Source organism: Rhizobium sp. RAF56, assembly GCF_052113965.1.
Classification (GTDB): Bacteria; Pseudomonadota; Alphaproteobacteria; order Rhizobiales; family Rhizobiaceae; genus Rhizobium.
The window spans coordinates 33,227-45,789 of record NZ_JBFRDU010000038.1 but is presented as its reverse complement, the minus strand read 5'-3'; the positions used below and the strand labels follow the sequence as shown (position 1 = coordinate 45,789).

Below are 12,563 nucleotides of genomic sequence, written 5' to 3'. Positions count from 1 at the left end.
CGCCCTGATGAGTTGTTTAGCGCCGCATTTGGGTTTGAGCAAATCCCGCCTTGAGACGCTTGCGGTCTTCCTGATGGCGCTGATCCATGGCCGCACGGTGAACCTGACGCATGCGGCCAGCCAGTTTCACGGAACGGCTCGGCATGCCTCGAACTACCGCCGCCTGCAGCGCTTCTTTCAGTATGTGCGTCTGGACCAGGGTGTCATCGCCCTGATCGTCGTGCGCATGCTGAACCTGTCGCGCCCGAAATGCCTGGCGCTGAGACGGATCTCTGGGGTCGACCTTCTCAAAACGAAAGCGCATAGGATCGCCGTCTACACCGTTCTCGTCTTCATGGTTTTCGCAGGCGTGTATCTGTCTTTGACATCCAGCCTGCAGCCGTCGTGGCGTAACCTTTAGTGCTCGACTGCAAAAAGTGGGGCGAGCCGCGGGTGGCAAACTCGCCCTTATAGGTGCGTCCACAGATCCGGTGTGTGACGTGGGAATCGAGGGGGGCTAGTTTCTGACGTCCGGTCTCGTCCACTCAAATTTACCGAGGCTATGGTGAAGGAAAAATTATAAGGTGAGCCAATTTGGGCGACCTAGAGCTACCTCTTTGGCCGTAGAATACCTGTTTTCTACGCCTTTTGCTCTATAGGCAAAGAGAAGGCGAGCCGCGGGTGCTTAGCCGAGATGAAAAAGACCTCACCGGAGCGAGCGGTGAGGCCTATTGAGGTCAATATAACAGCGAGCCGTGACGGGAGGGTGTGCGGGCATGCACTTCCCTGCGAGGGGGGCAGGGTGGATGACCGTCACGGCCTGCTATCTAAACAACATCGGATATGCGAGTTTGTTCCCACTGCCCCGGAAAAGATCGATAAAGTGCGCGGTTGTCGCCTTGGATCGCGCCGGAAGCCTTCGTGCTCCTTCATACCAGGGCGAGGCTACGCGTCGGCCTTATCTGGCGCGGTCTACCTTTTCAAAAAGAAGGGCGAGCCGCGGGTGGCTAACTCGCCCTTTAGGTGCGTCCACAGGTCCGGTGTGTGACGTGCGACTGCTCGATTGGACGACCGGTCTCGCCCAATAGCCATACTCTCAACAACAGGAAGCTATCCCGGTGGTAACGATGGAGCGGGGACAAACGTTCAACGCCAGCGCCTACCTCTTTGGCGGTAGATGAGCCTGTTGTCGTCCTTTGTTCTAGTCAGGATCTGCCGCCAAATCCGAAAACCACTGCGAACTTCGCACAGTGAGGACATAGATAGGACCGAGTGGTGTCCAGGTGCATGGTGCCCCAACTGATGTCTGGCCCCCAACTATCCGGAGGTCCATCAACCGAAAGGCTCGGGGTGTCGTAGGTCGTCACCTTAATGCTTTCGCACTTGAGGCATATCGGAGGCTCTTCCAGAGAATTTACGGTCGTGATGTCCTTGCAGGATGAGCATAGACAAGGCCACGCTGCGAAGGTCATGAAGTTCTCCATGCCGCCGCCGATCAAACCGTCTGCCTCGAGATCGCATTCCTCGCATCTGGCTGTGAATGAAGAACCCATTTCAGTGCTCGACCTTACGGATCTGTGCCACCCGAAGGGTCGTCATACCATTTTCCTGCTCGAAGAACATCTTGTTGAGGGCCAGGTTGGCGATCGCTGCCATGGCTTCTGAGCGTGACCAGCTGACGAGGGCGGCCTCTTGAAATGTGGTCTACAGCCGATAGGAGAGCGGCGCAAAAAGAGAAGGGCGAGCCGCGGGTGACGAACTCGCCCTTTAGGCGCGTTCTCGGGTCCGGCGTGAACGATGGTAAGCAGAGGGGCTTGGGAGTTCGACTGCCTCTCTAAGGACGTCCGGCCGCGTCCGTAAGCGATGCCTAACACGGGCATTCTACCGGAATAAACTATCTAATGGGTTAAGGCTCAACCTTGCGCTGCACCGGTGCCCACGAGGGCGTAACGCGGGGCATGGGCGCGATGGGACGGACCCGGCTGTCCCAAAGACCAGCCCTGCTTCAGCAGAACTTTTTTACGAGAGGCGGAACCAGTCGGAGCCTTCGGAGTTGTTTATGGGGTCGTGCGGCAAAGCGGTCCCCTCCGCTTTGGGAGTTTTCTCACCCAAGGCTTGCGCGGCCCACCTGTTCTTTCTTACCCTCCGAGCCCAGTTCCTTTGGCGGCGAGTTCGGCCTCCCGCTCGTAATTCTCGAGGTCGAGTAGTCTATTTATCGCGGGCCAGCTTTTGAACTTTTCCTAAAAGTTCCAAGCAAAAACAAGGCCTCACCGGAGGAACGGTGAAGCCTGTTTGGCCTAAAACGCAAAGCGGGGCCGTGACGATAGACGACGACGGGCAACTGCCCTGCGGGGGGGTGATGCAGGGACTTATGACCGTCACGACCCGCTACCCCAAAAACTTCGGAGATGCGAGTTTGTTCCACGGTGCTGATCGCTAAAAAAAAGAGCGAGCCGCTAATGCGAACTCGCTCTCAAAGTGCGTCCACAGATCCGGTGTGACGTGGCGACTTGAGAGGTAGAAGAACCGGGGGGGACACCTCTCCAAAGGAACGACCGGTCTCGTCCAATAGCCAACTCTCAACAATAAGAGGCTATCGCGTCGGGAAACGACAAAGTTGGGAGCAAAGTTCGCCGGCGGGAGAGTGACTGTGCGATATCGCACAAAAGGTAGGCGATGCTGGCGGAAAGCCTTGCTCGCCCCTCAGTCGAAGGATTTGCCGCCATATTCATAGACCACGGCGTAGTTTCCGCATTGAGGACAGAGATAGGATCTGGTGGTCTCCAGGCCGAAATCGCCCAAAATGTGAGACTCGCCCCTCTCTCCTGGGTCATTGAATGATAGGGACGGATCATCGTAAAGCGTAACCTCAGTGCTCCTGCACTCGAGGCACATCAACGGCTCTTTCAGGGTATTCGCTGTAGTGATTTTGTTGCAGGACCGGGTCGTGAAGCTGCGCATCGCGGGTTGTCGAACTGGGAACCAGTTGCCGCTTTGCTCGTTTTCCCCTCAGCAACTAAGGAGATTCGACATGAAAAACCTCATCTTGAGTTCGGCCATTGCGGCCCTGTCCGCCGTCGCTTTTGCAGCGCCTGTAATGGCTGACGAAGTCATCATTCAGCAGCATCACCACCGCGGCTATTACGATCACTCCGATAGCCGGCCGGCACTCACCATCGACAAACACGGCGTGCGGGTTGGTCAGGTGAGAGACGACAACGGCGGTAACTGCGTGACCAAGACGATCACCACAGAAAATGACTACGGCGACCGCACAACCAAGCACATCCGAACGTGCGACTAGCCAGATAGGCCTCGCGTACTAGCGCGAGAAGATGTTTGATTCGCCGCTCGTGGTTAGGCAGGAGACGGGCGGTGACGCGGGCCAGGCCGAACCTTTCCAACGGGGTTACGCGCCTGGTCTGCACTTGACGAGCCGCTGGCGGCGCCCCGCAGCGAGTTGAAATGCCCTACAATGCTAATGTTTGGGGAATGCCTTTATTTGACATCACGCTCAGCGCGTTGGCCAATAAATAAATACGGTTGTATTTTTCGACGAGCTGAAAACGCATTAGTTTGTGGTGACAAATTAACGAATTGGGATTGAACGAAGCCGCTGGCGCGGCACTTGGAATGCGGGATTTGCATGATGCGCTTCTGATTTGAAGGATTGGGCTGTTTTAGCCAACCTTTGAACAGGAGATGACGATGACAGAGATAAGCCCGCTGCGCCGGCGCATGATCGATGACATGACGATCCGCAATCTTTCGCCAGCGACGCAACGATCGTATTTGCATGCGGTGGCGAAGTTCTCGCGCTATTTCGGGTGTTCGCCAGACCGTCTTGGACTGGAAGACGTGCGCGCGTTTCAGGTGCATCTGGTCTCCTCGGGCCTATCGTGGCCGGCCTTGAACCAGACAGTTTGTGCCCTGCGGTTCTTCTTTGGCGTCACGCTCGGTCATGTCGAGATACCGGAACGCATTGCCTATGCCCGGACACCCGCCCAGCTGCCGACGATCCTAAACGGCGACGAGATCGTGCGGTTTCTGGAAGCGGTTCCGAGCCTGAGGGCCCGCACCGCACTGACGACAGCTTATGCAGCGGGGCTGCGCGCCTCGGAAGCTGTCCATCTCAAGGTCTGCGACGTTGATGGCGAACGCGGCATCATCCGCGTCGAGCATGGCAAGGGCGGAAAGGATCGCAACGTCATGCTGTCCGGGCAGTTGCTCGCGATCCTGCGGGTCTATTGGCGGCTGGCGAGACGCGGGGTCAGCTCTCAGTGGAAATCAACAGTCTTGCGCACGGAAATGCCCGCCTCGCTCGGCCAGGCGGAAGGGGTGGTCGCGCAACGAGGAATTCCGTAAGGCCGTCACCATGGTACTACATTACGTCGAGGCTGCGCCCAGCCAAGCCCGCGGTAAGCATTCTTACCGCGAAGACATCCAGGTTCGACGGCAGCAAAACAGGGCCATTGTCGCCCTCACGCTCCCGACAAATCCGTGCTGCATATTTATCGAGTTCAGTGTCGGCAATCATCGTCGGGAGTGCTTGTGCGCTAACCTTCTTAACCTTTTTCAGGAACCGAAGCTGCCGCGAAAGAAAAAAACACGGGGGCTAGAACGACTACAACGGCGATGCTCAGCCAAGCCACATGGATCCCCCGTCATATGTATTTAGTATTCCTGTTGAGCGCACTCTCGGTACAGACTTGTCGGAAATAGGAACCTAGAGATTGATGGCAAGATTAGCAGTGGCGCTTCGATGTCGGTGCAACATACACTCGGCGACTGAATTTCCGCCGTGACTCTGATCGCATCTCGGTTTCATAGGATCGGTTCACTTCCGGCGAGTTAAAAATTTCGGTCGCGGGCAACCGGCCATGGTTGCGACCCCCCGCCAGCATTCTGTCCCCTGTGACAGCGCCGGGGAGGCGCTTCGCACATTGGGGCGAGTTGCGCGCAGCACGTAAAAGACCTCCCTGGAGGATAGTCTGAACGCTTTACTGCCCGCTTTTGGCTCGCATTGAATGCGGCGTTAAAGCCAGCCAGTCGGACTGTTCCCTGCGCGCGGTCTCTACTTTCAGCGAGCCCCCGGCGGCGGGCGCAACAACTCTTCCTCAGGCTCGTCAAGCTCGATCCACGCTTGCCAATCCCGGAAGGACAACGACCTGACGATTATGAAAAGGCTCCCCATCCGACCCCGGCTCCGTCGTCAACATCGCGAACGCCGAGGGCTGGCTTTTCCGGCTGGGTCGCCAGATCGCAGCGATGCGCGTCAATATTGATAGCATTGGTGACTACGCTGCTCCTGCAGGATCGCCGATCGGCAGGAGTGTAGGATCGAGCGGGGGATCATTGGGATTCTTATTGTCCCTGGGATCCGGAGACGGAGGGAGCGACGGCTCTTCCTTTATTCGATTTGGTGCGTGAAGGGGACCGCGCGGCTTTTGGACGGGATCTGGAAGTTCGGTTGGCATGGTTTTATCCTCGCTAAGTCGTCTCAGTTTAACTTCTGGGGACCCCTAACTGTTCCAGCGTGTATGTCTCGGCGTTCGGGCCAATGAGCGATAGCATGGCGGCTGGCGGCCCGTGTTCGATCGCGCAACAGACCCTCAAGACCCCGAGGGAAAACCGGGTCGCTGTTGGGCGGCGTTTTAGCTGACGATCCTAGCCCACTCCATTAAGCGGCGATCAAACCGCGCGTTTCACTGCATCCCGCAATGCATCGTTCATGCGGTCCTGCCAACCAGGGCCTTCCGCCTGAAAATGCGCCAGGACGTCGCTGTCGATCCTCAATGATACCATTTCCTTGGTGTTCGGGATTGCGGGTCTTTCGATCGTAGGAGCCGCCTCCTTCTTTCTCGGACTGAACAGTGCCTCAGCGGTGTCTTTTGGATTAGCTGGTCTTCGGGGTGTTGTTGCCATAATCGGTTCCTTTTGGTGGTTTACTACGCTGTGCCTTCTTCAGGGGAAGCCGAGCTGTTGCAGTCCTACGCTCATTCAGCTGCGCGATCTAACCTCTCCGCATTTCACTTCGATTTCGCCAGATTTCCACCGGTTGACCAATTCGATGAAGTCCGGATCGTCATCGATAGGACCCCCGCGCTCTTGCTCGTTCAACTAGGCCTCGCCAACGCAATTAATGATCCGCGCACCAAAGTCCATCTGGGCCGCATCCTGCGCTTTCGGATGTGCATATGTGAATACATTGCGTTACAGGCAAATAATGCGTAACATAGGTTATGGAACACCGAGGTGGTTTCGTCCATGGCTCGGTCCACTATTCAATCACCAAAGCCTATTCTCGGCGCGGCTGATCTCGGGCTCGATTTCCGCTCGCAATTCCGGAGTGGTCTGGGTCACCTCGCTGACATCAGCGCCGTCGGCCCCGCACGATCAGCGCACCATGTGGGCATATATCTTCGGTGCGATCTGTCCGAAAAAGGGCAAGGGAGCTGGCCTCGTCCTTCCCTATTGCGACACCGAGGCGATGCAGGAACACCTTGTCGAAATCAGCAACGCCGTCGATCCCGGTGCGCACGCCGTGCTCATTCTCGACCAGGCAGGCTGGCACGTCACGCCGAAGCTAAAGGTGCCGGACAACATCACCTTGATGTTTCTGCCACCGCGCTCGCCGGAATTGAACCCGGTCGAGAACCTCTGGCAGTTCATGAGAGACAACTGGTTGTCGAACCGCGTCTTCAAGGACTACGACGATATCGTCGATCACTGCTGCCGCGCTTGGAACAAGCTCATCGATCAGCCGTGGAAGATAATGTCCATCGGAATGCGCGAATGGGCCCACAGGTCATGATCAGCGCACTTTGGTATCAGCCATCGTTTCGCCGTCTACGTCGGCCGACCTGTCCTCTTCGCCTGTAGGCTGGATTTGGTCTTGCACTGCATCAGTTTGAACTTCCTCTACTTCAATATCCACAGCCTGGCTTATCGCGACTGGCAGAAAAGGATCGTGCGCTTCAACACCGCTGTCCGGGCCGCGCTCTTCGACGGCGTCAGAGGATGCTGCACTTTGATCGGTGGCGCGTTTGCGCCAAGCAAACCGCGCAAGGAACTTCCACGGTGATTTCATGGGAATTGACCCTCGAGCAAACTGCGGTGCAGGGCGACCGCATAGCTATCAGCTCCATGAACGAGTCATGGAGCGGACATACTGCGCGCCCTCCCCTACGAGGCCGCGGGCAGCGGCAATCTCAATCCAGTCCGATACGCCTGCGAAGGTCAGCATTCTCGGCGCGAAGCTTTGCCGACAAAGCTGCACGGAGCCGCTGGTTTTCTGCCTCAAGCTCGAGCAATTCAGCGATCCCGTCCGTTGCGACCGGAGCCACCTCTTGCGTCTCTCCACCTTGTGAAGCCGAAGGTTTCCGCGGTGCCTTGTCAGTTAGGGCCGTGTTTTTTCCCGGCCTGCCAGGACGCTTTTTTGCGGCGGACGATGCCGTTTTTTCACCGACCTCAATCGTCTTCTTACGGCCGCGGCCGGACTTGACATTACTCGTTACCGATTCCGCGCTTCCTTGCACTGTCGCGGGCTTTGGGCTCCTGGGCTTGCGCAGCTTCTTCACCACGGGGCTCCAGTACATTATTAGGACGCAGATATACGGTAGGCGGTTTTCGGGTCAGGATGGAGCCGACCTGATCGGCAGGAAGCCCTCCTGATCGACCTCCAGGGTGTCGGACCAGACGTAGTCGCCGGTAATATTGATATGGTCCCAACCCAACGGCGACAGTTTTGAGATGATCTTCTCATCGAATGGCCTGCCTTGTCGGCGCATGGCCTGCGTGATCCGTTCGAGATAGCGGCAATTGAAGAGAACGATTGCGGCCGTGACAAGATTGAGGGCTGCGGCCCGGCTCGCCTGATTTTCATGGCTCCGGTCCCGGAAACGTCCCAGGCGATGGAAGGCGACAGCCCGGGCAAGGGTGTTTCGTGCTTCGCCCTTATTGAGTTCTGCCGTGACGAGTTGCCGGAGAGCGGGATCCTCAAACCACCGTAAGGTGAAGAGGGTACGTTCGATGCGCCCGATTTCGCGCAAGGCCGCTGCCAGACTGTTCTGCTGCCGGTAGGCGGACAGCTTCTTCAGGATAAGGGAAGGCGTGACCACCTTGTCGGCGAGTGCCCTGATCACCTTGCTTATATCCTCGGCGTGGCCCAGAATCAGGTTCGCGTCGAGACGATGTCCAAACAGCGGTGACAGACGACCATATTTCGATTTCGGCTCGAAGGCATAGAGTTTGCGGTCCGAGAGGCGCGGAATTCGGGGTTCGAAGGAGCGGCCCAGCAGCGCAGCTATGGCAAAGACGATGTCGGAAACGCCGCCACCATCGACATGCAGCGCCCCGATGTCGACATTGCTTTCGTGGCCGAGAATGCCGTCCAATGCATGGATGGCTTCACCAGCGGTGCCAGCGATGACCTTCTGATGAAGTGGCGCATAGCGATCGGTGATCGTGGTGTAGATTTTCACGATCGGGTCACGGCCATAATGCCCATTGATTGAGCCGCCAGCTTCGCCCGGACCACCGAGATAATAGGCCTGCCCATCGGCGGAAGCACGCCAGCCTTCGCCGAACCAGGCCGATAGCGGCTCGGTATGAATTGCATCGGTCATGCTCGCCAACGCGGCGCGGTAGGTGTCCTCTCGCATGTGCCACGTTTGCATACGCAGCAAGGCCCGCCGGGTCACCGTACCGCACATCTCGGCCATTCGTGACAGGCCGAGATTGGTCGCTTCAGCGATCAATGCGGGCATGAAGGCGCGCTGATCCACAGGTGGCAATCCGGTGGAGACATGGGAGAAATGCTCGGTGAAGTCGGTCCAGTGGTTGACCTGATCGAGCAGGTCGGTAATCCGCACCCGCGGCATCATGGCGTATAACCGCGCCGTGACGGCACGCGTTTGTTCCTGCTCGTTGTCGCCTCTTGGCTCCTTGGGGAAGCGGAACTTTCCATCGACGAATATCGCTGCATCCTTGCCAGACAGGTGACGTTCCGTGTTCAGAAGAGCAGCATCGAGCGCAGCCATGCGGTCTGCAAGATAGGTTTCGGCATTGAAAGCGGGAACCAGAGCGATCGGTTGCACCGGAGTTGCCGGTGAAGCGGGCGCAAGCAGCTTTTCGAGCGGGCGGTGAATTCGCGATGTCTCAACCCACACGCCGCCGCTCGCAAGCGCATTGGCCAGGATGAAGTAGGTGGCCAGTTCGTAATAGGAGCGGTCAACGGAATTGTCGGTAAAGACATGTCGGGACCAGCGCCGCTCAAGATGGCCGAGCGGAACGTCGGCAGGCAGCGGTTTACGACGGTCACCACCAATCCCGCCCAACACTGCGATTGCGGCAAGGAGCGGTTGCACGGCGCGACCGCCTTCAAACGCAAAGCTGCTCAGGAACCGGGCGCCGATTTTCTTGAACACGTGGTATTCGGGTGCAAGTTCGCCGAGCACGTCCGGCCTTCCTGGGCGAAGTGTTCGCCGGATGATAGCCGCATCATCTGCGATGGTTTCCAGGGGCGCGATCGCAGTGACGGCGGCCGTGACATCGGCTTCGGCTCGCACGGCAGTCACCACAGCCTCAAGCACCTCGGCGATCCGAAGAAGCCGGAAACGCCCCTGTTCCGCAGATACTGCGATCGTTTCCTCAAGCCGCTTTTTGGCGCGCAGGTTGGCACGACCGACGAGCGACTGGAACATCAACAACGCCGCATCGGTCAAGGTAATCGCCAGCTCGCTCAAGGTCGCTATCATGATCGCATGTCGGCGTGGGGCATTCATCTGCTGGAAAGCTTGCGCTGTATAGAGGCTCCCTTCCCTGGCCATTTGAGCCATGCGGTGCTTGAGGTATAGTGGCAAGCGTGCCGATACATCGCCAACGATGCCGCGAACAAGCTCGAGCTTGTCGAGAATCTCAGCCAGCGATCGTGCGCCTACACCTCCAGCCGGTGCACGCAGCCACGACAAGCGACTTTGCTGGCGATGAACCTTGGCGGATAAAAGCACGTCCATCTGATCGCATTGTAGTGGTGATAGAAGCCCGCCGATTTCGGCAATTGTCGCGAGGTCAGCAGAATGCATTGCCGTAGCAGCTAAACGTTCGATGACGCTGAGACCAGGGATGATGATCCTTCCAGCCCGCATCCGTTCGATCAGCCGATCGAGAAGCGCCCGGCCATCGGTCAAGCCGACGGCTTCGTTTTGAGCCCAGGCGGCAAGTTCGACCCGCAATGGTTGGCTCCAGTCGTGGAAGCCGTGGCGCTCTTTGATCGTTGCCAACTGTTCGTATCGCGTTGCGTCGCGGCGGGCAAATAGCGCGATGACATCAGCGTCGGCCTGAACCTGATCGGCAATATGATCGAGCATGATACCTGGCAGCAGTTCGCCGCGGCTGAGATATCGGCCAGGGAACCGAAGGCAGCAGAGTTGGAGCGCATAGCTCAGCCGGGTCTCCGGCGTCCGGCATTGAGTGACGGCAGCAAGATCATCTGGGCCGAGCGTATGGTGACGCAAGACCTCGGCTTCCGTCTCCGGCAATGTCAGCAGTGCATCCCTCTGTTTCCTGGTCATGGAAATTCGTCGTGGCATTCCATATCCTTTCAAAAATTACTTGCCTTACGAGGCAATATTGAAAGAGGATTGTGAAAGGAATTTCATCCTGATTTGTCAGCGGGACCGGCGAAGTTCCGCAAACGACCGTTTATGAAAGGGCCTCAATGCTGATCGGCTATGCCCGGGTGAGCAAGGGAGACGAGCAATCGAACAAGGCGCAGGCGCGCGCACTATCCGAAGCTGGCTGCAAGCGCGTGTTCGAAGAAAAGGCGTCCGGCGGACGTTGGGACCGACCCGAATTACACCGCATGCTCGATCAACTGCGCGATGGCGACACCGTCGTTGTCTGGAAGCTCGATCGGCTGTCACGATCGCTGAAAGACGTTCTTCATCTGATGGACCGGATCACCAGTGTAGGTGCTGGATTCCGGTCTCTCACCGAGGCGATCGACACAACCACGGCCGCTGGTCGCATGATGATGCAGATGGTCGGTTCTTTCGCGGAGTTCGAGCGCGCCATGATCCGGGAAAGGACCACGACGGGTCTCGCTCAGGCCCGGGCTGAAGGCAGGATCGGAGGGCGTCGCAAGAAACTCGACCCGAAGAAACGCCGGGAAATCGCCGAAAGTGTCTTGTCAGGCCGCAAAAGCGGCGCCGAAATGGCAAGACTTTACGATATCAGCGAACCAACGGTTTCGCGCATCGTCGCCGAATATCGCCAGAATATGGAGATCTTTCATGCCGACCAGCCATGACCTGAAAGGTCTGATGAAGTTCCTCGCGCGGGAAGAATGGCGCGAATGCTTCGACGAGGTGTTCTACGACCATTTTGGGCCGGTCCTGGATGCTGGCGACGTGGACTTCGACGAATATCTCAAACGTCGCGGCTGGAGGGAAAATGCCCAGGCAAAAACCTATATGAAGGCGCTGCGCACTTCCGTCATGAGCCTTTACGAGGTCAGTGAGATCGTGCCGGGTAAATCGCTCGTTGCGCGCGACCTTATTCGCGGCGGCGACCCGGTCGCGATCAGTGAGGGAACAGCAACCAAAACGCTTAACCAATGGGACCGGATTGCCGCCCGTATTGTGCCCCTCATGGGCAAAAATGTCTTCGCCGGAGGGCTTCTGCCGTTCACGCCGCAGGCCACCGATGCGCTGTTCGATGGCCTGCGACAGATGTTCGGCAAAAAGAATGCGAAGAAGCTGCCCGCCATCAAGGACGAGGAACTTCAGGCCGCAGCCTCCATGTTCACGCTTTCATGGCTGTTCGATACGCTTGAGCGCGCTGCGGGGTTGCCATCGATGCAGAACACGGATGGTGATGAGCTCATATTCCACGACGTCAGGCTTCCGCTCGCCTCCGGGGTTACCCAGAAGGATATTGCCGCACGGGTGAGCAACATTCCCGGCCTATCGCAGGAAAACGCAAAATTCTGGAACTGGCTTGAGCAAAAGCCGAAGCATGGCGCCCGCAAGCGCACTGGACCGTCCTTCGAGACCACGATGGACAACGGCGCACGCGTGCTGGGAAATATAGAGTTAAAGGGAAAATTCCTCCATCTGTCGACCAACTCGGCCGAACGCGCTCAAATAGGAACGAAGTTGATCCAACAGGCTCTCGGGGATCGCGTCCGCGCGCCGCTTACCGAAATCCGCACTGTCGAGCAGATGATGGCCGAGCGGCCGGCCCGTGATAGGGAAGACCCTGCATCTGAAATCCCGCCCGAAATTGCCGCGCAGGTCGTTCACCAGTTCATGGACCGGCAATATCGTGAAACTCTTGATCAGCCGGTCGGAACGCTCGGCAACGAGACGCCGCGTCAGGCCGCAAAATCAGCCACCGGCCGCCAGAAGGTCGCCGAATGGCTCAAATACCTCGAAAACCAGTCGTCCCGGCAACCCGACCCAGCAGACCCCATGGCAACATACAGTTTCGAGTGGATGTGGCACGAACTCGGCGTCGTCGATCTGCGCCAATAACCCCTACCGTATATCCGTGTCCCAATAATGTACTGAGGCCTAGCTCGA

Annotated in this window: 8 protein-coding genes and 2 pseudogenes; 6 read left to right on the top strand and 4 right to left on the bottom strand. The window is 57.8% G+C overall.

Going from position 1 to position 12,563, the window contains the following annotated elements; all coding sequences use genetic code 11:
- The 3 genes and pseudogenes from AB4048_RS23945 to AB4048_RS23935 all read left to right on the top strand — a co-directional run.
- A pseudogene (locus tag AB4048_RS23945) lies at positions 1–400 on the top strand (hypothetical protein); the annotation flags it as partial.
- Positions 401–3,010: 2,610 nt separating this feature from the next.
- Entirely contained in the window at positions 3,011–3,283 is a 273-nt protein-coding gene (locus AB4048_RS23940; RefSeq protein ID WP_442204494.1) for a hypothetical protein, read from the top strand.
- Positions 3,284–3,687: 404 nt separating this feature from the next.
- Positions 3,688–4,242, top strand: a pseudogene (locus AB4048_RS23935) (tyrosine-type recombinase/integrase); the annotation flags it as partial.
- A gap of 1,428 nt (positions 4,243–5,670) precedes the next feature.
- Here AB4048_RS23935 and AB4048_RS23930 read toward each other — a convergent pair.
- Positions 5,671–5,904 carry a BrnA antitoxin family protein gene (locus AB4048_RS23930; protein ID WP_442204493.1) on the bottom strand — a complete coding sequence of 78 codons (234 nt, stop codon included), beginning with the start codon at positions 5,902–5,904 and terminating at the stop codon, positions 5,671–5,673.
- Between the two features lie 217 nt (positions 5,905–6,121).
- On the opposite strand from AB4048_RS23930, the gene AB4048_RS23925 reads away from it, so the two are divergent.
- Positions 6,122–6,793, top strand: coding sequence for an IS630 family transposase (locus AB4048_RS23925; RefSeq protein WP_442204492.1), 672 nt, complete (start codon positions 6,122–6,124; stop codon positions 6,791–6,793).
- On the opposite strand, the gene AB4048_RS23920 is transcribed toward AB4048_RS23925, so the two are convergent.
- The 3 genes from AB4048_RS23920 to AB4048_RS23910 form a co-directional block, all read right to left on the bottom strand.
- Positions 6,794–7,069 carry a hypothetical protein gene (locus AB4048_RS23920; RefSeq protein ID WP_442204491.1) on the bottom strand — a complete coding sequence of 92 codons (276 nt, stop codon included), beginning with the start codon at positions 7,067–7,069 and terminating at the stop codon, positions 6,794–6,796. It abuts the gene before it with no gap.
- A gap of 121 nt (positions 7,070–7,190) precedes the next feature.
- Positions 7,191–7,559, bottom strand: coding sequence for a hypothetical protein (locus AB4048_RS23915; RefSeq protein ID WP_442204490.1), 369 nt, complete (start codon positions 7,557–7,559; stop codon positions 7,191–7,193).
- Positions 7,560–7,613: 54 nt separating this feature from the next.
- A complete protein-coding gene (locus tag AB4048_RS23910; protein WP_442204489.1) occupies positions 7,614–10,553 on the bottom strand; it encodes a Tn3 family transposase in 2,940 nt (979 codons plus the stop codon).
- A 146-nt stretch (positions 10,554–10,699) separates the two neighbouring features.
- Here AB4048_RS23910 and AB4048_RS23905 point away from each other — a divergent pair, with 146 nt between their 5' ends.
- A complete protein-coding gene (locus AB4048_RS23905; RefSeq protein WP_442204488.1) occupies positions 10,700–11,290 on the top strand; it encodes a recombinase family protein in 591 nt (196 codons plus the stop codon).
- Positions 11,274–12,515, top strand: a complete 1,242-nt coding sequence (locus tag AB4048_RS23900; RefSeq protein WP_442204487.1) for a hypothetical protein — start codon at positions 11,274–11,276, stop codon at positions 12,513–12,515. Before AB4048_RS23905 ends, AB4048_RS23900 begins: the two co-directional genes overlap by 17 nt.
- Positions 12,516–12,563: the final 48 nt, after the last annotated feature.